27 protein-coding genes are annotated in these 24,800 nt (G+C 71.6%); 14 read left to right on the forward strand and 13 right to left on the reverse strand.

What is annotated here, in order from left to right:
- The first annotated feature begins 1 nt into the window (after position 1).
- The 4 genes from modA to ACBJ59_RS24980 all read left to right on the forward strand — a co-directional run bounded on the left by modA (position 2) and on the right by ACBJ59_RS24980 (position 3,813).
- The gene (gene modA / locus ACBJ59_RS24965) at positions 2–808 is read left to right on the forward strand and encodes a molybdate ABC transporter substrate-binding protein (protein ID WP_375112657.1); all 807 of its coding nucleotides are present in this window, start codon (positions 2–4) and stop codon (positions 806–808) included.
- A gap of 18 nt (positions 809–826) precedes the next feature.
- Positions 827–1,675 carry a molybdate ABC transporter permease subunit gene (modB, locus tag ACBJ59_RS24970; protein WP_375112658.1) on the forward strand — a complete coding sequence of 283 codons (849 nt, stop codon included), beginning with the start codon at positions 827–829 and terminating at the stop codon, positions 1,673–1,675.
- The gene (locus ACBJ59_RS24975) at positions 1,672–2,703 is read left to right on the forward strand and encodes an ABC transporter ATP-binding protein (protein WP_375112659.1); all 1,032 of its coding nucleotides are present in this window, start codon (positions 1,672–1,674) and stop codon (positions 2,701–2,703) included. The genes modB and ACBJ59_RS24975 overlap by 4 nt, the downstream gene beginning before the upstream one ends.
- 183 nt (positions 2,704–2,886) lie before the next feature.
- Positions 2,887–3,813: an alpha/beta hydrolase family protein gene (locus ACBJ59_RS24980; RefSeq protein ID WP_375112660.1), complete on the forward strand. Its 927-nt coding sequence runs from the start codon at positions 2,887–2,889 to the stop codon at positions 3,811–3,813.
- 48 nt (positions 3,814–3,861) lie between these two features.
- On the opposite strand, the gene ACBJ59_RS24985 is transcribed toward ACBJ59_RS24980, so the two are convergent.
- Positions 3,862–4,953: a helix-turn-helix domain-containing protein gene (locus tag ACBJ59_RS24985; RefSeq protein WP_375112661.1), complete on the reverse strand. Its 1,092-nt coding sequence runs from the start codon at positions 4,951–4,953 to the stop codon at positions 3,862–3,864.
- Here ACBJ59_RS24985 and ACBJ59_RS24990 point away from each other — a divergent pair.
- Positions 4,952–6,565: a GMC family oxidoreductase gene (locus ACBJ59_RS24990; RefSeq protein ID WP_375112662.1), complete on the forward strand. Its 1,614-nt coding sequence runs from the start codon at positions 4,952–4,954 to the stop codon at positions 6,563–6,565. The genes ACBJ59_RS24985 and ACBJ59_RS24990 overlap by 2 nt on opposite strands.
- 10 nt (positions 6,566–6,575) lie before the next feature.
- Here the strand turns inward: ACBJ59_RS24990 and ACBJ59_RS24995 are convergent, their stop codons facing one another.
- Positions 6,576–6,983, reverse strand: a complete 408-nt coding sequence (locus ACBJ59_RS24995) for a helix-turn-helix domain-containing protein (protein ID WP_375112663.1) — start codon at positions 6,981–6,983, stop codon at positions 6,576–6,578.
- A 180-nt stretch (positions 6,984–7,163) separates the two neighbouring features.
- Here ACBJ59_RS24995 and ACBJ59_RS25000 point away from each other — a divergent pair, with 180 nt between their 5' ends.
- The 4 genes from ACBJ59_RS25000 (at position 7,164) to ACBJ59_RS25015 (ending at position 10,166) form a co-directional block, all read left to right on the forward strand.
- Positions 7,164–8,081, forward strand: a complete 918-nt coding sequence (locus ACBJ59_RS25000) for an AraC family transcriptional regulator (protein ID WP_375112664.1) — start codon at positions 7,164–7,166, stop codon at positions 8,079–8,081.
- 84 nt (positions 8,082–8,165) lie between these two features.
- Complete coding sequence (locus tag ACBJ59_RS25005; RefSeq protein WP_375112665.1) at positions 8,166–9,224, forward strand: LLM class flavin-dependent oxidoreductase; 1,059 nt, start codon at positions 8,166–8,168, stop codon at positions 9,222–9,224.
- A gap of 83 nt (positions 9,225–9,307) precedes the next feature.
- Positions 9,308–9,679, forward strand: coding sequence for a hypothetical protein (locus ACBJ59_RS25010; RefSeq protein ID WP_375112666.1), 372 nt, complete (start codon positions 9,308–9,310; stop codon positions 9,677–9,679).
- Between the two features lie 76 nt (positions 9,680–9,755).
- Positions 9,756–10,166, forward strand: a complete 411-nt coding sequence (locus ACBJ59_RS25015) for a VOC family protein (protein WP_375112667.1) — start codon at positions 9,756–9,758, stop codon at positions 10,164–10,166.
- Between the two features lie 124 nt (positions 10,167–10,290).
- Here ACBJ59_RS25015 and ACBJ59_RS25020 read toward each other — a convergent pair whose 3' ends face one another.
- Positions 10,291–12,231 (reverse strand): hypothetical protein, encoded by a 1,941-nt coding sequence (locus ACBJ59_RS25020; RefSeq protein ID WP_375112668.1) that lies wholly within the window; start codon positions 12,229–12,231, stop codon positions 10,291–10,293.
- A gap of 204 nt (positions 12,232–12,435) precedes the next feature.
- Between ACBJ59_RS25020 and ACBJ59_RS25025 the strand changes: the two genes are divergently transcribed.
- Positions 12,436–12,780, forward strand: a complete 345-nt coding sequence (locus ACBJ59_RS25025; RefSeq protein ID WP_375112669.1) for a VOC family protein — start codon at positions 12,436–12,438, stop codon at positions 12,778–12,780.
- A gap of 1 nt (position 12,781) precedes the next feature.
- On the opposite strand, the gene ACBJ59_RS25030 is transcribed toward ACBJ59_RS25025, so the two are convergent.
- From ACBJ59_RS25030 to ACBJ59_RS25040, 3 genes are all read right to left on the reverse strand, one after another.
- Positions 12,782–13,318 carry a hypothetical protein gene (locus tag ACBJ59_RS25030; protein ID WP_375112670.1) on the reverse strand — a complete coding sequence of 179 codons (537 nt, stop codon included), beginning with the start codon at positions 13,316–13,318 and terminating at the stop codon, positions 12,782–12,784.
- A gap of 86 nt (positions 13,319–13,404) precedes the next feature.
- Positions 13,405–15,861: a transglycosylase domain-containing protein gene (locus ACBJ59_RS25035; protein WP_375112671.1), complete on the reverse strand. Its 2,457-nt coding sequence runs from the start codon at positions 15,859–15,861 to the stop codon at positions 13,405–13,407.
- A gap of 262 nt (positions 15,862–16,123) precedes the next feature.
- On the reverse strand, positions 16,124–17,056 hold the full coding sequence (locus ACBJ59_RS25040; RefSeq protein ID WP_375112672.1) for an AraC family transcriptional regulator: 933 nt from the start codon (positions 17,054–17,056) through the stop codon (positions 16,124–16,126).
- 109 nt (positions 17,057–17,165) lie between these two features.
- Between ACBJ59_RS25040 and ACBJ59_RS25045 the strand changes: the two genes are divergently transcribed.
- Entirely contained in the window at positions 17,166–18,077 is a 912-nt protein-coding gene (locus ACBJ59_RS25045; protein ID WP_375112673.1) for an SDR family NAD(P)-dependent oxidoreductase, read from the forward strand.
- Between the two features lie 27 nt (positions 18,078–18,104).
- Here ACBJ59_RS25045 and ACBJ59_RS25050 read toward each other — a convergent pair whose 3' ends face one another.
- Complete coding sequence (locus ACBJ59_RS25050) at positions 18,105–18,857, reverse strand: TetR/AcrR family transcriptional regulator (protein WP_375112674.1); 753 nt, start codon at positions 18,855–18,857, stop codon at positions 18,105–18,107.
- A gap of 80 nt (positions 18,858–18,937) precedes the next feature.
- On the opposite strand from ACBJ59_RS25050, the gene ACBJ59_RS25055 reads away from it, so the two are divergent.
- Positions 18,938–19,801 carry an NAD(P)H-binding protein gene (locus ACBJ59_RS25055; RefSeq protein WP_375112675.1) on the forward strand — a complete coding sequence of 288 codons (864 nt, stop codon included), beginning with the start codon at positions 18,938–18,940 and terminating at the stop codon, positions 19,799–19,801.
- Positions 19,802–19,898: 97 nt separating this feature from the next.
- Here the strand turns inward: ACBJ59_RS25055 and ACBJ59_RS25060 are convergent, their stop codons facing one another.
- Together ACBJ59_RS25060 and ACBJ59_RS25065 are read right to left on the reverse strand one after the other, a co-directional pair.
- Entirely contained in the window at positions 19,899–20,234 is a 336-nt protein-coding gene (locus ACBJ59_RS25060; RefSeq protein WP_375112676.1) for a DUF6313 family protein, read from the reverse strand.
- Between the two features lie 141 nt (positions 20,235–20,375).
- Positions 20,376–20,858, reverse strand: coding sequence for a cupin domain-containing protein (locus ACBJ59_RS25065; RefSeq protein WP_375112677.1), 483 nt, complete (start codon positions 20,856–20,858; stop codon positions 20,376–20,378).
- 157 nt (positions 20,859–21,015) lie between these two features.
- On the opposite strand from ACBJ59_RS25065, the gene ACBJ59_RS25070 reads away from it, so the two are divergent.
- Positions 21,016–21,474, forward strand: coding sequence for a carboxymuconolactone decarboxylase family protein (locus ACBJ59_RS25070; RefSeq protein ID WP_375112678.1), 459 nt, complete (start codon positions 21,016–21,018; stop codon positions 21,472–21,474).
- Between the two features lie 79 nt (positions 21,475–21,553).
- On the opposite strand, the gene ACBJ59_RS25075 is transcribed toward ACBJ59_RS25070, so the two are convergent.
- From ACBJ59_RS25075 to ACBJ59_RS25090, 4 genes are all read right to left on the reverse strand, one after another.
- Positions 21,554–22,477, reverse strand: coding sequence for an NADP-dependent oxidoreductase (locus tag ACBJ59_RS25075; RefSeq protein ID WP_375112679.1), 924 nt, complete (start codon positions 22,475–22,477; stop codon positions 21,554–21,556).
- 122 nt (positions 22,478–22,599) lie between these two features.
- On the reverse strand, positions 22,600–23,073 hold the full coding sequence (locus tag ACBJ59_RS25080) for a VOC family protein (protein WP_375112680.1): 474 nt from the start codon (positions 23,071–23,073) through the stop codon (positions 22,600–22,602).
- A gap of 169 nt (positions 23,074–23,242) precedes the next feature.
- Complete coding sequence (locus tag ACBJ59_RS25085; protein WP_375112681.1) at positions 23,243–23,725, reverse strand: RrF2 family transcriptional regulator; 483 nt, start codon at positions 23,723–23,725, stop codon at positions 23,243–23,245.
- Between the two features lie 47 nt (positions 23,726–23,772).
- Positions 23,773–24,144 (reverse strand): winged helix-turn-helix transcriptional regulator, encoded by a 372-nt coding sequence (locus ACBJ59_RS25090; protein WP_375112682.1) that lies wholly within the window; start codon positions 24,142–24,144, stop codon positions 23,773–23,775.
- Positions 24,145–24,254: 110 nt separating this feature from the next.
- Between ACBJ59_RS25090 and ACBJ59_RS25095 the strand changes: the two genes are divergently transcribed.
- Positions 24,255–24,770 (forward strand): cupin domain-containing protein, encoded by a 516-nt coding sequence (locus tag ACBJ59_RS25095; RefSeq protein ID WP_375112683.1) that lies wholly within the window; start codon positions 24,255–24,257, stop codon positions 24,768–24,770.
- The last annotated feature ends 30 nt before the right edge of the window (positions 24,771–24,800 follow it).

A 24,800-nucleotide genomic window follows, 5' to 3' on the forward strand; every position in this document is an offset into this window, starting at 1 on the left:
TTTGGCGTTCAGGCGTCTTACCCGATGGGCGATCGCCCTGCCCGTCGCGCTCGCGCTCGCGGGCCTGTCCGGTTGCGGCTCCGGCGGGCCGGCCGCGACCTCCGCCTCTGACCCGGCTCCGGCCGCCTCCGGCGGCGCCGAGGAGCTCACCGTGTTCGCGGCGGCCTCGCTGACCGGGACGTTCACCGAGCTCGGCAGGACCTTCGAAGCCGCGCACCCGGGTACGACGGTGAGGTTCAACTTCGGCTCCAGCTCGACGCTGGCGCAGCAGATCACCCAGGGGGCACCGGCGGATGTGTTCGCCGCGGCCAGCCCGGCCACGATGAAGACCGTCACCGACGCGTCGATGGCCGGTTCGCCGGTCACGTTCGTGCGCAACAAGCTGCAGATCGTCGTGCCGAAGGACAACCCGGCCCGGGTGGACGAGCTGAAGGACCTGGCCGACCGCAAGGTGAAGGTGGCGTTGTGCGCCGAGCAGGTGCCGTGCGGCGCCGCGGCGGTCAAGGCGCTGGACGCGGCCGGGCTCAAGGTCACCCCGGTCACCCTGGAGCAGGACGTCAAGGCCACGCTGACCAAGGTCGAGCTGGGCGAGGTGGACGTGGCGCTGGTCTACCGGACCGACGTGATCGCCGCGGCCGGCAAGGTGACCGGGATCGCCTTCCCGCAGGCCGACCAGGCGGTCAACGACTATCCGATCGTCGCCCTCACCGACGCTCCGGCCGGTGAGCTGGCCCGGCGGTTCGTCGATCTGGTGCTGTCGCCGCAGGGCAGGGACGTGCTGACCAGAGCCGGCTTCGAGGCGCCCTGATCACTGATGAGCTCTTCCATGCAGGAACAGGTCGATCTGCCCGAACCGCCGCGCGGGCGCGGCCGGCCGGCCGCGGGCCGCGAGGTCTCCGGGCGGCTGCCGTGGATGCTGGTGCTGCCCGCCGTGGTGGGGCTGGTCTTCCTCGTGCTGCCGCTGGCCGGGCTGCTGATCCGCGCCCCCTGGGCCACGCTGCTGCGGCGGCTGGCCGAGCCGCAGGTGCTGGAGGCGTTGCGGCTGTCGCTGGTGTGCGCCACCGTCGCCACCGCCGTGTGCCTGCTGCTCGGGGTGCCGCTGGCCTGGCTGCTGGCCAGGGTGTCGTTTCCCGGGCGGCGGCTGATCCGGGCCCTGGTCACGGTTCCGCTGGTGCTGCCACCGGTGGTCGGCGGGGTCGCGCTGCTGCTGGTGCTGGGGCGGCGCGGGCTTGCCGGGCAGTGGCTGGAGGCCACGTTCGGCATCACGTTGCCGTTCACCACGGCGGGTGTGATCGTCGCCGAGGCGTTCGTCGCGATGCCGTTCCTGGTGATCAGCGTGGAGGGCGCGCTGCGCGCCGCCGACCAGCGGTTCGAGGAGGCCGCGGCCACGCTGGGCGCCTCGCGGTGGACCGTGTTCCGGCGGGTGACGCTGCCGCTCATCATGCCGGGCGTGGTGGCGGGGGCGGTGCTGTGCTGGGCGCGGGCGCTGGGCGAGTTCGGCGCGACGATCACGTTCGCGGGCAACTTCCCCGGCACCACCCGCACCATGCCGCTGGCCGTCTACCTCGCCCTGGAGACCGAGCCGGAGGCGGCCATCGTGCTCAGCCTGGTGCTGCTCGCCGTCTCGGTGATCATCCTGGCCAGCCTGCGCGACCGGTGGGTGAACGCGTCATGACCCTGCACGCCCACCTGGTCGTCACCCGGCCCGCCTTCACCCTCGACCTCACCCTCGAGGTCGCCCCCGGCGAGGTCGTGGCGCTGCTCGGCCCCAACGGCGCGGGCAAGACCACCGCCCTGCGCGCCCTGGCCGGGCTCACCCGCATGTCCGGCGGGCGGATCGGCCTGCGCGGCAGGCCGCTGCACACCCTGCCCGCCGAGGGCCGCCCGATCGGCATGGTCTTCCAGGACTACCTGCTCTTCCCGCACCTGACGGTGCTGGACAACGTCGCGTTCGGCCCCCGCTGCCACGGAGTCCCCAAGGCCGAGGCCCGCCGCACCGCCGCCGCCCTGCTGGAGCGGGTCGGCCTCGCCGACCGCGCCGCCGCCAAGCCGCGGCACCTGTCCGGCGGCCAGGCCCAGCGGGTCGCCCTGGCGCGGGCGCTGGCCGTGCGGCCCGAGCTGCTGCTGCTGGACGAGCCGCTGGCCGCCCTCGACGCCCACACCCGCCTGGAGATCCGCTCGCAGCTGCGCCGCCATCTGGCCGACTTCGACGGCGTCACCGTCCTGGTCACCCACGACCCCCTGGACGCCATGGTGCTGGCCGACCGCCTGATCGTCATCGAGAACGGCGCCGTCGTCCAGGAGGGCACCCCGGCCGAGGTCTCGCGCCGCCCCCGTACCGACTACGTGGCCCGCCTCGTGGGGCTCAACCTGTATCGCGGCGTGGCCGGCGGGTGCCGGGTCAAGGTGGGCGAGCTGCTGCTGCACACCTCCGAGCAGCTCGACGGTGCCGCGTTCGTCGCCTTCCCGCCGGCCGCCGTGGCGCTGTACCGCACCCGCCCCGACGGCAGCCCGCGCAACCTGTGGCAGGCCGTCATCGACGGCATCGAACGGCACGGCGACAACGTACGCGTCCACCTCGACGGCCCCATCACCGCCTTCGCCGACATCACCCCCTCCGCCGTCGCCGATCTCGACCTGACGCCCGGCCAGCAGATCTGGGCCTCGGTCAAGGCCACCGAGACGCACGCCTACCCCGCGTGATCGAGCACGCGCCGCAGGGCCGCAGCGCACGTCGCGCCGGCCTTGCTCCTGCGGGCCGTCAATCCCATGACGCCTGGTCAGCGCGCCCCCGCGGTGGCGCACAGGCGGGCCCGATTGACAAAACGGGACATGGTTCCATATATTTCCGGGACAACGTTCCGCTTATCGAAGGAAACGCACATCATGCGTGAATCGACTGTCCTGTCGGTCAGCCCGGTGGTGCTGCCCGCCCCCGGCCGCGCCGTGGACCTGCACGTACGAGTGTCCGCGCCCATGACCGGCGACGAGCTGCCGATCATCCTGCTGTCCCACGGCCAGGGCTACTCGAACAACCTGTCCTCGCTGAACGGCTACGCCCCGCTCGCCGACTTCTGGGCCGCGCACGGCTTCGCCGTGATCCAGCCCACCCACCTGAGCTCCAGGACGCTGAGCCTGGACCCCGACGACCCCGAGGCGCCCTTGTACTGGCGATCGCGGGCCGAGGACATGACCCGCGTCCTCGACGGGCTCGACGCGATCGAGGCCGCCGTCCCGCAGCTGTCCGGGCGCCTGGACCGGAGCAGGGTCGCCGTGGCCGGGCACTCGATGGGCGGGCACACCGCGAGCCTGCTGCTGGGCGCGCGCCTGACCGATCCCCACGACGGGACGGAAGTGGACCTGACCGAGCCCCGGATCAAGGCGGGCGTGCTGCTCGCCGCGCCCGGCAGGGGCGGCGACGCCGTCACCGAGTTCGTGGCCGAGCACTACTCCTTCTTCCTGACCACGGACTTCTCCGGGATGACGACGCCCGCGCTCGTGGTCGCCGGCGACAAGGACGCCTCCACCCACCTGACGGTCCGGGGCCCGGACTGGCACGCCGACCCGTACTTCCTCTCCCCCGCGCCCAAGACCCTGCTCACCCTGTTCGGCGCCGAGCACGGCCTCGGCGGGGTCTCGGGATATGACGTCGCCGAGACCACGGACGAGAACCCCCAGTTGGTGGCCGCGGTCGCGCGGCTCACCTGGGCCTACCTCCGCAGCCGGCTCTACCCGGGCGACTCCGCCTGGCAGGAGGCGTGCGACGAGCTGACGACCGGACCAGACGCGGTCGGCCGCGTCGAATCCAAGTAGGCCCGAGACCGGCGCCGAGCACACCCCTTGCCCGGCCGTGCACGGGCCTCAGCAGGCCGGTCCCCCGGCTCCGCCTCCGAGGCGGCGGAACTCCGCGGGCGGCACACCGTACGCCGCCCGGAAGGCACGACTGAAATGAGCGGGGTTCGTCAGACCCCAACGGGCGGCGATCGCGCTCACCGGCCGCGACCGCAACGCCGGATCCAGCAGGTCACGCCGGCACCGCTCCAGCCGCCGCCGCCTGATCCAACCGGCCACACCGCTCTCCGCGCCCTCGAACAACGTGTACAACCGCCGCAGCGAGATATGGTGCGCACCGGCGATCGACCCGGGGGACAACGCCGGATCACCGAGCCGTCGCTCGATGTAACCCTGCACCCGCACCAGCAACGCGTCCCCGCGAGACTCCGCCGGCCGCCCGTCACCCCGCCCCACCCGGGCGGCCAGCACCACACAGAGCAGGTCGAGAACGGCGGCCCCCAGACGGGCACTCTCCTCGGAACGGCAACCGTCCAGCGTGGCCGGCAATTGACGGGCCAGCGACGAGATCAACGCCGTCGTGCCCCGATCACCCGGCATGGCGACACCCGTGAGCGCACCGAGCTCCCCGTCCTTCAGCGGCAACAGCGCGCGCGGGAAGCTGAGCGCGATGCTCGACGCCGCCGTGTCGTTGACCCACCGGCACGGACGCGACAAATCGACGACCGCGAAATCGCCCGGCCTCAACTCCGCCTGACGGCCGCCCTGCTCGACGACGAGCCGCCCGCGTACGAGAACATCGATCTTGCACAGCCCCGGGTCCGAACGACGGATGAGACGCGGCGTCCGCAAGGCCTGCCCACGCGTCGTCACCAGATCGAGGACCTGCGCCGGACCCACGTCGGTGACCGTGACGCGGCTGCGGAAATCACCCCGCGGCATCCGCAGCTCCAACGGCGCCAGCAACCCGCGCACGACCTCCTGCCAGTAGTCCCGCCGCGAGACCACCGGCTCGTCCTCCGCCTGGAACACCACAGTCATGACGACCACCCCACCGTACCCCGCCCCACCGCATCCCACCCCCGGCGCGCACGGACGGCCAACAAGCCCGCACGCCACGTCAAGACGCCGGGCCACCGCCGCCGCGACGATGGGGGTCATGTCCACCAACGACAGCGGATACGACTACATCATCGTCGGGGCGGGCAGCGCCGGCTGCGTGCTGGCCGCCCGGCTGAGCGAAGACCCCGGACACCACATCCTGCTGCTCGAAGCCGGCCCACCCGACGAAGCACCCGAGATCCGCATGCCCGCCGCCGCCCCCGCCCTCTGGCAGGGACCCCTGTCCCGCAACGACGTCACCGTCCCCCAGCGCCACGCCGGCAACCGCACCGTCTTCCTGTCCGGCGGCCGGACCCTGGGCGGCGGCTCCACCATCAACGGCATGGTCTACATCCGCGGCAACCGCGCCGACTACGACGCCTGGCGCGACCTGCACGGCTGCGCCGGATGGGGCTACGACGACCTGCTGCCGTACTTCCGGCGCGCCGAGGACCAGCAGCGCGGCCCCTCCGCCTACCACGGCACCGGCGGGCCCCTGCGGGTGGCCGACCTCAACCACCGCCACCAGCTCAGCCAGGCGTGGCTGGCCGCCGCCGTCGCCGCCGGGCTGCCCGCCAACGACGACTTCAACGCCGCCGTCCAGGACGGCGTCGGCTACTACCAGGCCACCCAGCGCGACGGCCGGCGCTGGTCCGCCGCCGACGCCTACCTGCGACCCGCCGCACGACGCCCCAACCTCACCGTCCGCACCGGCTCCCCCGCCACCCGGATCCTGTGCGAACGCGGACGGGCCACCGGAGTGCGGTACGTGCACCAGGGCACGACGTACGAGGCGCGCGCCCGCCGCGAGGTCCTGCTGTGCGGCGGCGCGATCGCCACCCCGCACCTGCTCCTGCTGTCCGGCATCGGCCCCGCCGGCCACCTGCGCGAGCTCGGCGTCCAGATCACCGCCGACTCCCCCAGGGTCGGCACCGGCCTGCAGGACCACCCGCAGTGCCTGCTGGAGTGGCACACCCCCGGCGTGCCCAGCATCACCGAGCACGCGACCCCGGAGAACCGGGCCCGCTGGCAGGACAGCGGCCAGGGCCCGATGAGCTCGTGCGGCGCCGAGGCAGGCGCCTTCGTCCGGACCCGCCCCGGCCTGACCGCACCCGACCTGCAGATCGGCGCCCACCCCGGCCCCATCCCGGGCGAGGGCTCCGCGAACCGGCGCGGCCTGGCCATCCTGGTCAGCGCACTCGACATCCACAGCCGCGGACGCATCACCCTGCGCTCGACGGACCCGGCCGACCCGCCGCTCATCGACCCCGCCTACCTGTCCGCCGAGACCGACCTCGACATCCTGGTGGCAGGAGCCCACCTCGCCCGCGACATCACCGCCTGCTCCCCGCTGGCCGGCCTGGTCACCGGCGAGCACCAGCCCGGCGAGCACGTCGACGGCCCGGCCCTGCGCGAGTGGATCCGCGGCCACGTCGGCACCATGTTCCACCCCACCAGCAGCTGCGCCATGGGAGCCGACGAGCGGGCGGTCTGCGACCCCGAGCTGCGGGTGCGCGGCCTGGACGGGCTTCGCGTCGTCGACGCCTCCGTCATGCCGGCCGTTCCGCGCGGCAACACCAACGCCCCCACGATCGCGATCGCCGAACGCGCCGCCGACCTCGTCCGCGGCGTCGCGGTGTTGTCTTCGCGGGATCCGGCTCAGCGGACCTGACCGAGCGCCTTTACATTGTAGATTTATAACGGCGCCGGGCGGCGTAGCGGATCCCCAGGATGCTCGCCGTCTCTTCCACGGTGCTCCCTCTCCCCGACAGGTAGTCGACGAGGAACGTGGCCAGCTGCCCCCGCGCGGCGGTCTCCGCCTGCACCTGCTCCCAGTAGGCGGCGATCTCCTCGGCCGCCGCGCCCGCCGGCAGGTCACACACCCGCCTGATGCGGGCCAGCGGCATGCCCAGCCGCCGCAGCCAGGCGATCAGCCGGGCCCGCTCCAGTTGCGCGGGATCGTAGAACCGGTATCCGGACTCGCCGTCCACCGCGGCCGGCCGCAGCAACCCGAGCTCGTCGTAGAGCCGCAACGCCTTCGGCGACAACCGCGCAGCCCGGGCGAAGGCCCCGATCGTCAGCAGCCGCACCACTCCTCCTCGTCCCGGCCACCGTGGCCGGTGCCGACGATGTTGCGGCTTCACCCAAGGGGAAGGTCAACACCTCGCCGTGCTCCCGGTCCGGGAAGGCTATCCCCCGCTCCCCCGCCCGGCCATGGGCGCCCGGCCGCGGATTTGGACGTGGAATGGTGGTGGGTGCACGATGGTTGCGTGAGCGTCCAGCAAGCCGATCCTCTCGAAGACGTCCTCACCCTCGTCGGCACGACCAGCCACCTGTCCGTCGGGCTGGTGGCCGGTGGCCGGTGGGGGCTGTCGTTCGAGCCGCCGCCGGGGGTCAAGTTCAACGCGGTGCTCCGCGGTCACTGCGTGCTCACCGTCGAGGGTGTGCCGGAGCCGATCGAGCTGGCCGAGGGCGACTGTTTCCTGCTCGTCCAGCCGCGCGCCTTCACCCTGGCCAGCGGGCCGGGGGTGCGGCCGGTCCCGGCCCGCCCGGTCTTCGAGGCGGCGGGGGACGGCGTGGCGCGGACGGGGTCCGGTGAGGACGTGGTCTTCATCGGCGGCCGGTTCGGGTTCGGCGAGCGGGCCCAGGAGCTGCTGCTCGACGTGCTGCCGCCGGTGGTCCACGTGCCCGGCCGCACCGCCGAGGCCACGACCATGCGCTGGGCACTCGAGCAGATCGCCGCCGAGCTGCGCGAGCGGCCGCTCGCCGCCACCCTGGTCACCGAGCACCTCGCCCTGGTCATGCTGATCCACCTCCTGCGCCTGCACCTGGCCGCCGGCGGGCCGGGCGGCACGTCGGGCTGGCTGGCCGGGCTCGCCGACCCGATCGTGGCGCCCGCCCTGCGGGCCATGCACGCCCGGCCGGCCCATCCCTGGACGGTGTCGGAGCTGGCCGCGGTCGCGGCGGTGTCCCGCTCGACGCTGGCCGCCCGGTTCAAGCAGGTCGTCGGGCGGGGGCCGCTGGAATACCTGACCGGCTGGCGGATCGAGCTGGCCGCCGACCAGCTGCGCCGCGGCGACGAGACGGTGGAGACGATCGCCCGCCAGGTGGGGTACGCCTCGGTCAGCGCGCTGAGCAACGCCTTCAAGCGGATCACCGGCGTGTCGCCGCGCGACTACCGCCGTTAGGGTCACCGTTCGGGGTATCGGGACAGCGCACCTTAGATCTATGCTTTACCTACATGTAGAGTAGGTTATACAGGGAGATCGCCGATGAGCCTCCAGTTCCTCTGGTACATCCCGAACCAGGCGCAGCCCGGCCACCGCGGCGACGACGTCGTCCAGGACCACAACAGCCTGGAGACCCTCACCGGCCAGGCCAGGGCGCTCGAGGACCACGGGTGGGGCGGCGCGCTGATCGGCACCGGCTGGGGACGGCCCGACACCTTCACGGTCGCCACCGCGCTGACCGCGCGGACGACGACGTTCCAGCCGCTGATCGCGGTCCGGCCCGGCTACTGGCACCCGGCCAAGTTCGCCTCCGCCGCCGCGACCCTGGACCACATCAGCGGGGGCCGGGTGCTGATCAACGTCGTCTCGGGCAAGGACGACCTGGCGGCGTACGGTGACAGCGAGGGCGACCAGGCACACCGCTACGCCCGTACCAGGGAGTTCCTCCGCATCGTGCGCCGGCTCTGGACCGAGGAGAGCGTCACCTACCACGGCGAGCACTTCGGCGTCACCGACTCCACCGTGGTGCCGCGCCCGGTCGTCCGGGGCGAGCGCAGACATCCCCGCGTCTACTTCGGCGGCGCCTCCGCAGCCGCCGAGCGGGTCGCCGCCGCCGAGGCCGACGTGCAGCTCTTCTGGGGCGAGCCGCTGGAGGGCGTCGGCGAGCGCATCGAGCGGCTCAGACGGCTCAGCGCGGAGCTCGGACGCGAGCACCCACCGCTGGAGTACGGGCTGCGCATCACCACGCTGGTACGGGACACCACCGAACAGGCCTGGGCCGACGCCGAGGCCAAGGTCGCGGAGATGGCGAAGGGCGCCATCGCCCGCGACCCGAACCGGCACGCCGCCGTCGGCCAGCGGCGGCTGCTCGACCTGGCGGCGCGGGGCGAGGTGCTCGACGACAACCTCTACACCGCCCCCGGCAAGTACGGCGGCGGCGGCGCGGGCACGACCTGGCTGGTCGGCTCGGCCGAGGACGTGGCGAAGTCGCTGCGCAGGTACCAGGCCCTCGGCGTCACCCACTTCGTCCTCTCCGACACCCCTTACCTGCCCGAGATCAAGCGCCAGGGCGATCAACTGCTGCCGCTGTTGCGCGGCTGACCCCACCGTTTAGGATCATCCGGAACCCTGTTCACGACGATCAACCGGGGGTCGCGATGCCGGTGCGCGTTCAGCGTTCCAGAGTGGCGGCGTTCTTCGGGGTCCTCGTGCTCGCGGGCGCCCTGACGATGGCGCTCGTGGTCTTCCGTGGCTCCGGGGACGACCGGTTCGTCCGCGCGGCCGCGGAGGTCGAGGCGGTCGCCCGCACGCTGAACGAGGGCGACCGGCTGTGCCCCCGCACCGTCGCGGGGATGGAGTTCGAGGAGGTCAGCCGGGAGCACGGCGTGGTCTTCTTCCAGCAGGGCGAGTCCGCGGCCAGCCCGTACGGGTACGCCTGGAGCCCGCAGGGCGATCCGGCCGGGCTCCTGGACGGCGCGGAGCGGCCAGGCGATCCCGTCGACCACTCCTTCGAACACCTGCACGACGCCCTCTACTCCTGGATGGGAAGGCGCTGACGGCGGGCCCAGATCGGCCGATGCCGAGCAGGATCGGAGAAGCGGAACGCGGTGGCCGCTGCCTAGCGTTGGCCGCATGAACATCGCACTCCAGTACTGCCACATCACCGTCACCGACGTGGACGAGGCGCTCTCCTTCTACCGGGACGCGCTCGGCCTCGAGGTGCGCAACGACGTCCCCTCCGGCGACTTCCGCTGGGTCACCCTCGGCAGCCCGGGCCTGCCGGTCCCCGAGTTCGTCCTCTCCGAACCGCACGCCGGCCGCTCCCGGGCCGACGGCGACGCCGTCCTGGACCTGCTCGGCAAGGGTGCCCTGCCGATGATCGTCTTCCGCACCGACGACGTCGACGCGACCTTCGAGAAGGTGCGGGCCTCCGGCGCCGAGGTGCTGCAGGAGCCCATCGACCAGCCCTGGGGCCCGCGCGACTGCGCGTTCCGTGACCCCGCGGGCAACATGGTGCGCTTCTCGCAGCGGCCGGAGGCGTAACCGCGCGGGCGTTCGGCTGCCGCCGCCCCGGCCGGTCCCTCGGAGACCGGCCGGACGGCGTCCAGCCCGAGGGGGGCGCACCTCGATCCCGCGTTCCCGCACGGCGATCGGGTGCTTCCCGGGTCTACTCGCCGCGGGGCGGACCGGCGTACCCGATGTTCGGCCGGGGCGGCGCGGTCATCCCGTGGCCCAGGAAGTAGTCGACGTTGCTGGACTGCAGGTAGCCCTTGAGGGTCAGGCCGTTGCGGTAGGCCGGGTTGTGGGCGAGGGTGTACAGCCGGGTGCCGGTCGGCCGGTCGGTCGTGAAGATGACGAGCTCGTCGTTGTCGGGGCTGGTCAGCACCACCTCCTCGCGCCAGTCGCCGAGGATGTCGCCGACCAGGTGCGGGTAGACCATGTTGCCCAGAGCGGTGACCGCGCCGTACTCCGAGGTGGTCACGACGCGGGGCAACGCCCACGGCTGGGCCGGGTCGGCGGGGTCCCACTTCTCGATCCTGGCGTCGCGCCGGTCGGGGAAGGGGTCGGCGTTGAACAGCTCCCGCAGCGGGTCGCCGTCCCACCACACGCCCATGTGCGGCCAGGGCTGCTTGGTGGTGTCGGGTTCGGCCAGCTGACCGGTCGCGGCGTTGTAGAGGCCCGTGGGCCTGCCCTGCTCGTAGTTCACCTCGCCGTTGATCGACCAGACCTCCATGCCCGGGAAGCGGGGGTCGATGTCGGCGACCATGCCCCGGCCCGCGTCGGCGCCGGGTTCGGTGCTGCTGTGCTTCCAGATGATGGCGCCGGTGGCGGCGTCGTAGTAGTAGTCGAGCAGCCCGCCGGGGTGGTCCTGCTGGATGCCGTACCCTTCCAGCCCCTTGCGGCCAGGGTCGATGTCCGCGACGAACCACCGGTCGCCGTGGATCACCCCCTGCGGGGCGAGGCTGTAGCGCAGGGTGCCGTCGCCGTTGAGCAGGAAGCCGATCTCGCCGACCTCGTCGCGGCCGTCGCCGTCCACGTCCACGATGCGGGTGTTGTGCCCGTCCGGCAGGTCCTGGTCGCCGCGCAGGAACTTCCACTGCTGGGTGAGCGAGCGGCCGTCGAACTTCCAGGCGGTGTACATGAGGTTGAAGTCGCCGTTGCCGATCCGGTTCTTCATGTACGCGACCAGGCTCGGGGCGCGGCCGTCGAGGTGGCCGACACCGAAGCGGGCGTACATCGGCCCGTCGGCGACGTAGTCGTCGGGCACCGGGGCGGTCGCCTTGGGCGCGCCGGTGCGTCCGTCGAGGATCGCGATGGACTGGCGTACGTCGTCGGTCTCGGTGTGCCTGGTGCCGTCGCCGAAGGTGACGCCGTTCGCGACCCGGACGGCCACCTCGGCCCGGCCGTCGCTGTCGAGGTCGTAGACCGTCACGCCGTCGTTGTGGCCGACGTCGATGGTGGCCGAGCCGCCCTCGATGTTGTTCTGCTGCACGCTGTTGGGGCCCAGGTCCAGCTCCCACAGGAACGCGCCGTCGCTGCGGTAGGCCTCGAGCTTCTGCGGCGCCGTCTGGCGGTCCAGGACGTAGTCGTAGGCGCCGTCGCCGTCGAGGTCACCGACCCAGACGAACTTGATCCGCCCGCCCTCGCGCAGCGGGACGCGTACCACCGGCTCGGTCGCATGGCCCGCCGACAGCGTGAACGGCCGGCTCGGCGGCTGCGGCCGGCTGTCGACCACCGGCCGCACCCGGTAGCGGTTGGACGTGCCCAGGTCGGCGGTGGCGTCGACGTAGTTGGTGCCGCCGGTCAGCACCTTGCGGTTGAGCCTGCGGTACGGCCCGCCGTCGGTGGACCGCTCGACGTCGAAACCGATGCCCTCGGGATCGAGCCCGAGCAGCCGCCAGCTGACCAGCACCTCCTTCTCCCCCGACCGCACGGCCACCACGCCCCGGTCGAGCCGCTCCATGAGCCGCGGGCCTGCCGCCGGGGCCTGTGGCGAGGCCGATCGCGGCACCGGGGCGGACACCGCCGGCCCCGCCGTCGCCCCGAGCGCCAGGCCGGTCAGGGCGCAGAGCGTCAGCGCCCGCACGCGCCGGTTTCGTGCCGTCATCGATCTCCTCCATGAGCACCAGGGAACGCACTGCCTCGAAGAGTTAAACCGTTTACTAGAGACAGATATCAACATGGGGAGCTGTTACTGTCAATAGCGAGATCGACGCTGTGAATACGCTTACACCCCTGCCAATCCGTACGAACGATGAGTTCTGATCGCGGAACCGGTCCAACCTCTCGACGACGGAAAGGAATGGTCAGAGTGGACCTGTACAGCATCATGCCGGTGACTGACCTGGCCAAGGCGCTGCGGTGGTTCGGGGTGTTCTTCGGGCGCCCGGCGGACGAGGTCATCGGCGAGGAGCACCTGTGGCAGGTCGGCGAGAACGCGTGGGTCGTCGTCGACGCCCGCGACGTACGGGCCTCCCGGGTGGGCGCGGCCATGATCACACTCGGGGTCACCGACCTCGACGACATCCTGGCCCGCCTCGCCGAGCACGGCATCGGCCACGAACCGGTGGAGACCTACGGCAACGGCGTACGCCACGTCGAGGTGCTGGATCCGGACGGGAACAGCCTGTCGCTCGCCGAGGCGCCCGACCAGTAGGTCACCGGATCCGCATGACGTCCGCGTCGATCCGGACCTTGCCACCGCCGATGGAGGGGAACCCCGGCGGCCGGACCCGACCCCAGTGATCCGTCACCACCAGACCGTCGCGATCGCGCAGGTGCCGGGGCAGCGGATCAGGCTTGAGCGCGCCGGGGACGGCCAGGGTGCCGATCGCGAACGGCGCCAGGATGCCCTGGAGCGCGTGGACCCGGTACGAGCCGGGCGCCAGGGCGACGGCGACCGCGTAGTGACCCCGCTCCTTCATCCGGACCGCCGTGAACGACGTCGTCGCGCCGGACGGCGAGGTGAACCTCAGCCCGTACCGGCCCGACCCGGCCTGTACGGGCGGATGGACGTCGTTCTCCAGCACCCACAACCCGAGCGTGTGGGTCACGTGCGGGGTGAACGCGGCGGGCACCGGGTCGAGAAGGGTGACCGCCGTCCCGCCCGTCCGGGCCCGGGCGGGACCGCCCGCGCCCACGAGCGTCAACACCAGGGCGACAAGGAGCAGCGTTCGCGCTTCGCGTGATCTCATGCCTGTTGTACACCCATGGGCCCGGAATGGTTTCCGGCGGCCCTGCCCGGCGCGGTGAGCGGGCGCGCTCGGCCCTGCAGGCGGGCTCAGCCGCCCCCGAAGACCCCGTCCCCGTCAGAGACGGTGGTGTCGGCGGGATCGCCGTCCCCGTCCGGCGTCTCGTCGCCGTCGTTCCCGAACGGGTCGTCGTCGCCGCCGACGTCGCCGTCGTCCGGGCTGCCGCAGGCCGGGTCGGCGGAGCAGGCCGGGTCATCTCCGACGTCGTCGCCGCCGTCGTCGGAGGGGTCCTGGGTCGGCTTGGGCGTCGGCTTCTGGACCAGGTCGTGCGTGTCACCGCCGAACGCGGGCGCCGGGAACGGCTCGACCGGCCTGTCGGCCATCGCGATCGTCATGAAGTCACGCCAGATCTTGGTGGGCGTACCGGCGCCCTGGATGTTCCCGAGGGAGACCTCCTTCTGCAGGGCGTAGCCGTTGGCGTCCTTGATGACCTTCCTGGTCTTCGGGTCGGTCTGCGGGATCTCCTTGTACATCCCGACGGCCGCCGAGAGCTGCGGGGTGTAGCCGGCGAACCACGCCTCCTTGTTCTCGTTGTTGGTGCCGGTCTTGCCGGCGATCGGACGGCCGCCGGGCAGCGAGGTGCCCCTGGCGGTGCCGTACTTGACCACCTGCTGCATCGCGTACGTGGCGTCGGCGGCGGTGTCGGGGCTGATGACCGTCCTGGGCCGGCCGGCCTCCTTCATGACGCTGATCCCCTTGAACGTCTTGACCGAGATGACCACGTGCGCGTCGTGGTGGACGCCGCGGTTGGCGAAGATGCCGTACCCGGCGGCCTGCTCGACCGGGGTGACCAGGCCGGCGCCGATCGACATGCCGTACGCGTGGTCCTTGATGGCCTGCTCCAGGTTCTCCTTGTCGATCCCGGCGCCCTCGGCGATCTTCTCGACCTCCTTGAGGCCGACCTCCTCCGCCATCGTGGCGAACGCCGTGTTCACCGACTCGGCGGTGGCCCGGTCGATCTGCACGGCGGCGCCCACGTCGTGCGAGTTGCCGATCGGCTTGGTGCCCGGCAGCGTGACCGGTCCGTTGCCGGACACGTAACTCTTCAGGCTGTAGCCGCGCTCCAGCCAGGCGGCCAGCACGTACGGCTTGAAGGCCGACGCGGCCTGCTTGTAGGCGTCGAAGGCGTTGTTGTTGAAGCTCTTCAGGTAGTCGCGGCCGCTGTAGAACGCGATCACCTGCCCGTTGCGCGGGTCCACGGCGGCCATGTTCGCGTGGACGTGCTTGTCATTGACGCCGGCGAGGTTGGTCTCGACCGCCTTCTTCGCGGCCAGCATCAGCTTCTTGTCGAACGTCGTCGTCACCCGGTAGCCGCCGCTGCGCAGGCTCTCCTTGGTGATCCCCCGCTTCTCCAGCTCGCGCTGGACGATGTCGACCATGTAGCCGTTGATGCCCTTGAGGGTCTCCTTCTTCTCCAGCCTGGCGAGCTTGGGGAACTTCGCCGTCTTGGGCAGTTGCCCGTACTTCGCCGGGTCGACGATCGTCAGGCCTTCGATGACGTACGCGAACCGCTCCCGGGTCGGTGCCCAGTTCTTCTTGGCCTCCGCCCGGTCGAACGCGTTCGGGCTCTGGATCCGGCCCGCCAGGTAGGCCCCCTCGGCGGGGGTCAGCTTGTCCACGTTCTTGTCGAAGAACGCCTGGGCGGCGGCCTGGATGCCGTTCGCGCCCCGGCCGAAGTAGATCGTGTTGAGATAGTTCGCCAGGATCTGGTCCTTCGTCATCTCCTGGCCGGCGCGGATCGCGACGAAGATCTCCTTCACCTTCCGCTGGAGCGTCCGCTCCTGGCTGAGGCCGTCGTAGTAGCCGCGCGCCATCTCCTGCGTGATCGTCGAACCGCCCTGGACCTGCTGGCCGGTCACCGTGCTCCACACCGCTCGCGTGATGCCCGACACCGAGATGCCCGGGTCGGTGCGGAACGTACGGTTCTCGGCGGCGATGAAGGCGTCCTGAACGTGCAGCGGGATCCTGGAGATCGGGACGATCTCGCGCTTGGTGCCGAGGCGCGCGATCTCGGTCTTGCCGTCCCGGTAGTAGATGATGCTGCCCTGCTCGACGGCGTGTTGCTGGGTGCCCGAAGGTAACGGGGTGAGGGCGTACGCCACCATGATCATGCCGAAGAGACCCGCCACCAGGACCGTGACGCCGACGACCACGATCTTCCAGCTGGGGATGAACCGCTTCCAGCCGGTACGCCGGGAGCCGCCGCCACCGTCCCCGTCCGACCGCCCGCCGCCGGCACCTTCATCCCCCGCCCCGCCGCCGCCACTCCTCCGCCGGCCGGGACCCGGCTGCGGGGCCTGGGCCTCCTCGACGGCCGCCGCGCGGCGCCGCCCTACGCGTGCACTCTCCTCACGGGAGGAGCCGTGGCCGGGCGTGCTGCCCTGGGACGAGCGATGACGCCTCCCCGGCCGAGCCGATGCGCCGGGCCGCCCCTCGGCGCTCTGGGGACGACGGGTCGGCTCCGGGTCATAGCTGTTGTTACTCACAGGTCCTTGTTCACTCATCCAGCGACGTCAATCGGTGGTCGGGGAGCAAGCCCCATCACGGCCGCTCCACCCCCTAACGGCTAGCCAATAGATAGCGGTTAGCCGTAAAGGGTGTCAAACGCCGCACGCCTGGAGCGCCTTGGGGCGAATCACCCGTGCCGGACGATACTCCACTACCAGATCGCGCACTTGGCCTTGATCACAAACTTGTCCGCCCACCGGCGCGGCCACCCCGACGTGTGGCCCCCCGATCGGGGCGGACTCACACGCCCGCGCGATGGCGGCTCGGGGACACGCCGCGGACCCGTTTGAAGGCCACGCTCAGCGCGAACGCGTTGGCGTAGCCGACATGCCGGGCGACCGAGTCGATCGTGCTCTCTGACGCCCGCAGCAGATCGGCGGCGAGGGCCATCCGCCAGCCGGTGAGGTACGTCATGGGCGGCTCGCCCACGAGGGCGGCGAACCGGCGGGCGAACGCCGCGCGCGAGGCGCCGACCTTCTCGGCGAGCGAGGCCACCGTCCAGGGATGGGCCGGGTCGTCATGGATCAGCCGCAGCGCCGGACCGATCAGCGGATCGCTCTGCGCCCGGTACCAGCCGGGCGCCTGGGTCTCCGGGCGGGCGAACCAGGCCCGCAGGGTGGCGATCAGCGCCAGGTCCAGGAGCCGGTCGAGGACGACCTGCTGGCCGGGCCCGTCACTGCTGACCTCCTGCGCCAGCAGCTCCATGATCGGGGCCTGCGTGCTCGCCCGCGGCACGAGCACGATGTCCGGCAGGGCGTTCAGGAGCCGCTCGCTCACGTCCCCGCTGACCTGGTAGGTCCCGCTGGCCACGATCGCCGACCCGTCGGGGTCGTGCCCGCTCGTCCGCGGTCCGAGCCGCAGGTCGTCGGTGATGTCGACGTTGTCCATGGTGGTCAGGCGGTTGCCCGGGTGGACGATGGTGTCCGGCGCGGTGGCCGGGTCGTCGCCGATGGTGTACGGGTCCGGCCCTTTGATGATGACCACGTCCCCGGTGCGCATCAGCACCGGCTCACCCTCGTCGGGCACGATCCAGGCGTGCCCGCGCAGCGTGGTGGCCAGGGCCAGCATGGCGCCGTCGGCGATGCGCATCAACCAGGGCGGTTCGAGGATCGCCCGGCAGAACGCCGCGCTGCGGGCACGGACGCCGTCGAGAAGGTCCGCGAGCGGGTCCACGACCCCAGTGTAGACAGGCAGAAATGGATACGAGCGCCCGGAACATGGATCGTCTCGCCGCGGCGGCGTTCACTGGGTCGTGACGCACATGGATGACCGGGGAGGCGGCGTGGCAACGATCGTGATGACCGGCGGCACGTCAGGATTCGGCGCGATCGCCGCCGAACGGCTGACGCGGCAGCCGGGCGGCGCCCGGCTGATCCTGGGCGCGCGCCGACCGGCGACCGCCGGCGAGTCGATCCCGCTCGACCTGACCGAGCTCGACTCGGTACGCACCTTCGCGGCGGCGGTACGCGAACGGCTGGACGGTGGCCCCGTCGACGCGCTGCTGCTCAACGCCGGCCTGATCCTCCCCGACGTCGCCGGCCGGACCGCCGACGGTTTCGAGACGACCTTCGCCGTCAACCACCTCGCGCACTACCTGCTGTTACGCCTGCTGCTGCCGGTCCTGGCGGACGGGGCGACCGTCGTGCTGACCACGAGCGGCACGCACGATCCCGCCACGCACGCCGGGTTGACGCCGCCCCGCCACGCCGACCCGGAACTGCTGGCGCACCCCGATCGCGACGCCGGTCTCGACCCCCGGCCGCGCAAGGCGGGCGAGCACGCGTACACCGCCTCCAAGTTGTGCGCCGTGCTCACCGCACGGTCGTTGTCCGAGCACCGCGACGACCGGCCCAAGCGACTCGCCGCGATCGCCTACGATCCGGGGCAGGTCTTCGGGACCGGCTTGGCCAAGAGCCTGCCGTTCCCCTTGCGGACGGCCTGGTCGCTGCTGGGCGCATCGGTGCTGGGGTGGCCGCTGGGCAGGCTCAACCCCCATCTCAACACCCGCGCCGCCGCCGGGAACGCCCTCGCCGACCTGGCTCTCGGCCTCGCCACACCCCCGGACGGGCACACCTACGCCGCCCTGCGCCGGGCCCGGCTCACCTGGCCGGCCCCGTCAGACCTGGCGCGCAGCGACGAACTGGCGCAGGCACTGTGGAGCCACAGCGCCCGGCTCGTCGGCCTGCCGCACTGAGCACACCGCGCCGGCGGGCCAGGACCCTCACCTGGCGGAACCGGCCGCCGGGCCGCTCGCCGGGCCGCTCGCCGGGCCGCTCGCCGGGCCGCTCGTCCGGTCCAGCCATTCGGACAGCAGGGCGCGTTCGGCGCCGGTGAGCGCCGGCAGCTTCGGGACGACGGCCCGGAACGCGACCGTCACCGCGTTCGTGTCGTCGGACGGCAGCGCCGGCCCGTCGGTGAGGATCGCCCGCAGCACCGCCTCGTACATCGCGTCGGCGAGGCCGAGATCCCGATCCTCCGGCGGGGCGGACAGCAGGGTGAGGACGGCGCCGGTGCCGGCGGCGTGGATGAGTTCGACGGCCCGGCCTTCGGCGACCCGCAGCCGGCCCGTTGCCGCGACGCGGTGCACCCTGGCGCGCAGGACCTCCAGCCCGGCGGCCGCCGCCGGTGAAGGCGCCCCCCGGCCGGGGTCGGTGAGCAGGCCGAACAGTGCCGCGTTGGCGAGGCCGAACCGGATGTGCGCCTCCCATCCGGCCCGGAGGTCCGCCAGCGGGTCGTCGCCGGCCCCGGCGTGCGCCTTTTCGCTGACGTAGGTGCTGAAGACGTGCTCGGCGACGGCGTCGAGCAGCGCGTCCTTGTCCTCGAAGAAGCGATAGATGGTCGGCGCCTGCATGCCGGCCGCCTGGGCGACGGCCCGTGTGGTGACCGCGGCCGCGCCCTGCTCGCGCAGGAGCCGCGCCGCGACCTCCACGATGTTCGCCCGCGTCTCCTGCCGGTCCGGCCTCACCTTCACCATGTTTCCGATGATAGGGCATCTGTGATATCCATGTTGCTATCACTGTTGCTATCACCGTTATTCGTCGGAAGGGACGAGACATGATCATCATCACGGGCGCCACGGGCCGGCTCGGCTCCCAGATCGTCGGTCGGCTGCTCCAGAGGGTCCCGGCCGGGCAGGTCGGCGTCAGCGTTCGCGACGCCGATGGCGCCGGCGACCTGGCCGCACGTGGCGTACGCGTGCGGCGCGGCGACTTCACCGACCCGGTCTCCCTCGCCGAGGCGTTCGAGGGCGCCACCCAGGTGCTCATCGTCTCGACGAGCCAGACGGGCGAGGCGGCCCTCAACCAGCACGTCACGGCGATCGAGGCCGCGCGCGATGCCGGTGCGCGCCGGATTCTCTACACCAGCCACCAGGGCGCCGCCGAGGACTCGCTCTTCGCGCCCATGCCCGACCACGCCGCCACCGAGAGCTACCTGGAGAAGACCGGCACGCCGTTCACCGCGCTGCGGAACGGGTTCTACGCCGACACCGTCCGCCTCCTGCTCGGCCAGGCACTCGAGACGGGTGAACTCGTCGCGCCGGCGGACGGCCCCGTGTCGTGGACCGCGCACGCCGACCTCGCCGAAGCGGCGGCGGTCATCCTCGCCGACGAGGGCCGGTTCGACGGCCCGACCCCGCCGCTCACCGCGCCGGTCGCGCTCGCCCTCCAGGACGTCGCCCGCATCGTCACCGAACTCACCGGCCGGCCGATCAGCCGCGTCGTCGCCGGCGATGCCGAGTGGGCGGCCACGCTGGTCGGCCACGGCGTGCCGGAGCAACAGGCCGGCCTGCTGCTCGGCATGTTCCGCGCGGCCCGCCGCGGGGAGTTCGCCACCACCGGGCCCGAACTCGAGAGCCTCCTCCAGCGTCCGGCCACGCCGCTCCGTTCGATCCTGGAGGGCGTGACCGGCCGGAGTTAGCCACCTGTCCCCCGCGCGTGATCACCGGGCTCGTGCCGCCCGAGCCGCTCGGCGACCCGCCGCACGGCACCAGCACGGTACGGCACGTCCCATCCCATCAGCGTGGTTTCTTGCAGAGCCAGAGATATCCCACCACGGCACCGATGAGGGCCGGGATGATCGCCCACCCCACGATGGAAAGCGCCCATGCCAGCACAGAGTGCTTGGCATTCGACGGAGAGCGGAACCCCATGAGGATCTCGTAGGCCTCCACCCAGCCGATCACCAGACCGGTCGCCACGAAGAGCACGGCGACGGCGACGAGGAGCCACTTGGCCTCGCGCCAGAGCCACCTGCTGAGGTTGACCAGGCCACCCCACCGCCACGCCCAGCGCTGACGAGGCGACTTTCGCTGGTCGCGGGGTTCCGGTGCGGACGACGATGGCTGCGTCATGCACGGAAAGTAACCGCTTAGCCGGGCATGCCAAAGGAGCCCGACTGGGGCTTTTCCAAGACAAGGAACTGGCGTCGTCGAGTACGGTGATCCGGCTCCGCCGCAGCGGCCTGTTGACTCCCCATTGCGCGGACCGATGCCTTATCTTGGCCGATCATCGACCTTGAGCTTGTCCCCCGTGTCGGAGATGAAAATGACCAGAAGTTTCGCCGATTTCGTCCGGCTGGTGTTTTCCGCGAGCACATGGTGGGCACCCGGCGGCTCGACCCAGCTCTCGCCCTGGCGGTAAGTACGCACCGGCTCGCCGCTGAGCTGGCTGCGCACGGTGCCCTCGAGCACATAGGCGTACACGAAGGCGTTGCCGTGCCGGTGCGACACCGCGCGAGCGGTGGGCGGGAAGTCCGCGATCGCCGAGGTGAACGTCTTGCCAGGGACATTCGGCAGCGCCTTTTCCAGCAGCGGCGACAGCGTCTCGGACGGTGGCTGCGTGACGGTGACGGCAACCGGCGCGTGGCCACCGACCGGCACCCTGCCGCCCGCGCGCTCGACCGTGGGAGCGCACGCGGCGACCGCGGCCGCCATTCCGGCAACCAGAAATCCCCGGACAAACCGTACTCGGACCATGACGGCCCTCCTGTCCTGCCGAAGCATTTCCGGGTACGCTGTCCAGGCATTTCGCCGGATAACCAAAGACGAATTCAAGCCCTGGCGATGATTCGCCCATGCACACCCGGTCGAGCCCCCCGACGGCCGGCATTTCACGCCGCCTAGACTGAAATCCGTGACTGAACAGCGCGTCAATATCGGAAAACAGCACCCGGCCGGCTACAAAGCCCTCATCGCCATGTCGGCGGCCGCGGAGGAAGGCGCCGCAGCGGCGGGTCTCGACCCGCTCCTGATCGAATTGGTGAAAATCCGCACCTCCCAGATCAACGGCTGCGCGTTCTGCCTGCGGACGCACACCCGCGACGCGCTCAGGAAGGGCGAGAGCACGGACCGCCTCGCGGTCCTGCCCGCATGGGCGGAGACCGGTTACTTCTCCGAGACCGAGCGCGCGGCCCTGCGCCTGACGGAGGCGATCACGCGGGTGTCGGACGGCCAGGTGAGCGACGCGGACTACGCGGCGGCCGCCGCGGTGCTGTCCGAGGAGCAGATCTCGGCCGTCGCCTGGCTGTCGACCGTGATGAACGCCTTCAACCGGGTGGCGATCACGAGCCGGTACACCGTCGCCGGAACCTGATCCCTTTGATCCGCCACGGGGGTGGACCGATTCGCGCGCCGGAGCGAACGGCAGCCGCCCCACGCTGCCACGCGGCCGCCTATTCCCCCTCGGTGACGCGGATGATCGTCTTGCCGGGGGTGGGCTGCGCGGGCGCGAACGCGGCGGGCGCCTCGGCGAGCGGGCGCACGGCCCCGACGATCAGGCGCAGCCGTCCGTCCCGGAGCCACCGGGCCAGGTCGGCGAGCCGGGCGCGATCGGGTTCGACGACGAAGAAGATCGCCCGGCCGTTCCGGGGCAGGACCGTCGGCGGCGCGGCGATGGTGACGAGTGTGCCGCCGGAGCGCACCAGCGCGGCCGAACGGTCCAGGATGTCGCCGCCGATCACATCGAGCACCAGATCGACCTGACCGACGTCCTCCAGGCGATCGGCCTCCAGATCAAGGAAGACATCCGCGCCCAGACCGAGTGCCGTGTCCCTGGCGGCGGCCCTGCCGGTGCCGATCACCCGGGCTCCCGCCTCTCGCGCGAGCTGCACCGCGACGGAGCCGACGCCGCCCGCCGCACCGTGGATCAGTACGGTCTGGCCGGCGGCGAGACGGCCGTGGTCGAACAGGGCCTGCCATGCGGTCAGCCCCGAGATCGGCAGGGCGGCGGCCATGGTGTGGCTGATGCCGGCCGGCAGGGGCGCGAGGTTGCGCGCCTCCACCGCCACGTACTCGGCCAGCGAGCCGTTGCGGGTCCAGTCGGTCAGCCCGAACACCCGCTGCCCCACGCTCAGACCGGTGGTTCCGTAGCCCAGCTCCACCACGATCCCGGACACCTCGTGCCCGGGCACACTCGGCGTCCGGTCGTGGCCCGCGCGATCCGACCACGTTCCCGGCCAGTCGAGCTCTCCCCGGGTGAACCCCGCGGCATGCACCCGTACGACGACGTCGTTCTCGGCGGCGTGCGGGTACGGCTCCTCGGTCAGGGAGAGGCCGGCCAGACCGGCGGCGCGGTCTCGGACGGTGATGGCTTGCATGACAGGTCCCCCGCCAACGATGTGAGATGTCGAGCAGGACGAACGTACCCTGCTGAGCGGGGATTCGATCGCCCTGCGCGCACGGCTCGGCGATGCCCTCCTCCCGGACATCCCGGGAGATGTCAGCGACCGGGAGCGCGCTGCTTGACCGCCTGGAGCACCCAGCCGTTGCCGTCCGGGTCGCTGAAGGTGGCGTAGGAGCCGTAGTCGGCACGCGCGGGGTGCGGCCCGGCCACCCGCCCCTGGCCGCCGGCCTGGTGGGTGACCTCTCCGGCATCGTGACCGTGGTAGAAGAGCCCTCCGGCATCGTGGAAGACCTCGCTCACCTCGATGCCGCGGCCGACGAGCTCGGCGCGGGCCGCCTCGACGTCGGAGACGATGAGGTAGAGGCCCTGGACGGAGCCGGGCGCGGCGGAGGTGATCCCCGTGCCGAAAATGATCGAGCACTCGGAGCCGGGCGGCGTGAGGTGCACCGCGCGCCAGTCCTCGTTGACGGCTTTGTCGACGTCCAGCCGGAATCCGGCCGCCTCGTAGAAGGCCTTGGCCCGGTCGACGTCGGATACGGGCAGCACGATGAGTTCGAGTTTCAGATCCATCTTGGTTCATCTTTCCTGACGTCGGTGAAGCACACGTCGTGCGACACCGGTTCGCTCTTGGTCCGCAGCGGGCAACGGTCCCGCCCGGGTCGATCAGAAAAATCTGGATATGTTTTATCCAGGTTCACCTCCGAAAAAATCGCGCGGCCATGCCGCGCGAGAAGGAGAATCAGCGCCCGAGCGCCTGGCGAACCTGTGCCGCCACGGTGGGAGCGTGCGCGTCGGCCGCGGCCTGCACGTCAGCCAGGCTCTGCTCGGCCAGCGCCTGCCGCCAGGCCGCTTCGGCTCGCCCCATGGCGGTCTTGACCGCACACGGCTGAGCGAAGGCGGCGTCGGGGCAGCGCTCCCCGATGGTGCCGCACCGACGGATCTCGGCGCAGCGGAACAGGGGCGCGTCTCCCTCGATGGCCAGGACCACGTCCAGCAGCGACACGGTCGCCGGCGGGCGGGCCAGCCGGAAGCCGCCGCGCGCACCCGGGACGGACTCGAGCAGGCCGGCCCTGACCAGTTGCTGCAGCAGCTTGTTCAGGTAGGACACCGAGAGGTTGTGACCGGCGGCCAGCTGCGCGGTGGCCACCGGCTCGCCGTCCCCCGACCACGCCAGATTGAGCAGCGTGTGCACCGCCCACTCGACGCCCTTGCCCGTTCGCACAACCTGGATATTAGATATCCAGATTCGGTCTGTCAAAAAATGCCAGCTCATCGGCCACCGAACGCCGCCCGGGCGGCGTGGATGGCCTCCAGATGCCGGCCGGCCCAGTTGGCGACCTGGCTGATGATGCCGAGCAGCTCCCGCCCGGCATCGGTGAGATCGTACGTGACCTGGGGCGGGACGGTGGGATGCACGGTTCGCGTGATCAGCCCGTCGCGTTCCAGCCCGCGCAATGTGGCCGTCAGCATGCGCTGGGTGATGGGCGATAGCGACCGCCGCAACTCGTTGAAGCGCCGCGGCCCGGAGCCGAGCTCCCCCATCACCAGAGGTGCCCATTTCTCGCCCACACGCGAAAGAATGCTCTGGAGCTCGTCGCAGGAAGCCGCCGATTCCGCGGCCTGTTCGGCGATTTCCGCCATGTCAGTTCCCTCCCTGGTACTACGGCACACACAACTGCCTTCTTGTGGGTGTCTCAGAGGACCGGCAGCCTGTTCCCGAAAACTTACCTTGCGAATTACAGGAGCTTGGCGTGAGCCTTTCCTTCCAGCCGGCCGACGATCCCCGATACACCACTCGCGGCGCTCTCTACGTACCTTCCGGGCAGGGCCCGACCGTGTGGGCCGCCGGCGACGTTTACACGGTCAAGGCGACGGGAGCACAGACGAACGGCGGTTTCGGCCTCATCGAGGCCACCGTCCCGGCAGGCGGCGGGCCGGTACCGCACATCCATCCCGAACAGGAGGAGACCTTCTACATCCTTGACGGCGAACTGGAGTTCCTGGACGGCGACCACCGGTTCACCGCCGTCGCGGGCGACTTCGTCCACGTTCCCCGGGGCATCCGCCACTGTTTCCAGAACAAGCGCATGCACGCCGCGCGAATGCTCTTCATGTTCACCCCGCCCGGGATCGAGCAGATCATCGCCGACCACGCGACGCCCGCCAGGAGCGGCGAGACGCCGCCGCCCCTGGACGACGAGCAGATCGCCCGGCTCGAGACGATGGGCAGGCTGGCCGGGTCGATCATCCTTCCCGACCCCGCCTGACGCGAGCCGGGCGCCCGCAGCCGTGTTCAC

Source organism: Nonomuraea sp. MTCD27 (assembly GCF_041950495.1).
In the GTDB taxonomy this organism is placed as follows: domain Bacteria; phylum Actinomycetota; class Actinomycetes; order Streptosporangiales; family Streptosporangiaceae; genus Nonomuraea.

Excerpts from the sequence above, each read along its gene's own strand:
- modB (WP_375112658.1), top strand. The coding sequence starts at position 827 with ATGCAGGAACAGGTCGATCTGCCCGAACCGCCGCGCGGGCGCGGCCGG.
- ACBJ59_RS24975 (WP_375112659.1), top strand. The coding sequence starts at position 1,672 with ATGACCCTGCACGCCCACCTGGTCGTCACCCGGCCCGCCTTCACCCTC.
- ACBJ59_RS24980 (WP_375112660.1), top strand. The coding sequence starts at position 2,887 with ATGCGTGAATCGACTGTCCTGTCGGTCAGCCCGGTGGTGCTGCCCGCC.
- ACBJ59_RS24990 (WP_375112662.1), top strand. The coding sequence starts at position 4,952 with ATGTCCACCAACGACAGCGGATACGACTACATCATCGTCGGGGCGGGC.
- ACBJ59_RS24985 (WP_375112661.1), bottom strand. The coding sequence starts at position 4,953 with ATGACCCCCATCGTCGCGGCGGCGGTGGCCCGGCGTCTTGACGTGGCG.
- ACBJ59_RS25005 (WP_375112665.1), top strand. The coding sequence starts at position 8,166 with ATGAGCCTCCAGTTCCTCTGGTACATCCCGAACCAGGCGCAGCCCGGC.
- ACBJ59_RS25015 (WP_375112667.1), top strand. The coding sequence starts at position 9,756 with ATGAACATCGCACTCCAGTACTGCCACATCACCGTCACCGACGTGGAC.
- ACBJ59_RS25020 (WP_375112668.1), bottom strand. The coding sequence starts at position 12,231 with ATGACGGCACGAAACCGGCGCGTGCGGGCGCTGACGCTCTGCGCCCTG.
- ACBJ59_RS25030 (WP_375112670.1), bottom strand. The coding sequence starts at position 13,318 with ATGAGATCACGCGAAGCGCGAACGCTGCTCCTTGTCGCCCTGGTGTTG.
- ACBJ59_RS25050 (WP_375112674.1), bottom strand. The coding sequence starts at position 18,857 with ATGGTGAAGGTGAGGCCGGACCGGCAGGAGACGCGGGCGAACATCGTG.
- ACBJ59_RS25055 (WP_375112675.1), top strand. The coding sequence starts at position 18,938 with ATGATCATCATCACGGGCGCCACGGGCCGGCTCGGCTCCCAGATCGTC.
- ACBJ59_RS25060 (WP_375112676.1), bottom strand. The coding sequence starts at position 20,234 with ATGACGCAGCCATCGTCGTCCGCACCGGAACCCCGCGACCAGCGAAAG.
- ACBJ59_RS25065 (WP_375112677.1), bottom strand. The coding sequence starts at position 20,858 with ATGGTCCGAGTACGGTTTGTCCGGGGATTTCTGGTTGCCGGAATGGCG.
- ACBJ59_RS25075 (WP_375112679.1), bottom strand. The coding sequence starts at position 22,477 with ATGCAAGCCATCACCGTCCGAGACCGCGCCGCCGGTCTGGCCGGCCTC.
- ACBJ59_RS25080 (WP_375112680.1), bottom strand. The coding sequence starts at position 23,073 with ATGGATCTGAAACTCGAACTCATCGTGCTGCCCGTATCCGACGTCGAC.
- ACBJ59_RS25090 (WP_375112682.1), bottom strand. The coding sequence starts at position 24,144 with ATGGCGGAAATCGCCGAACAGGCCGCGGAATCGGCGGCTTCCTGCGAC.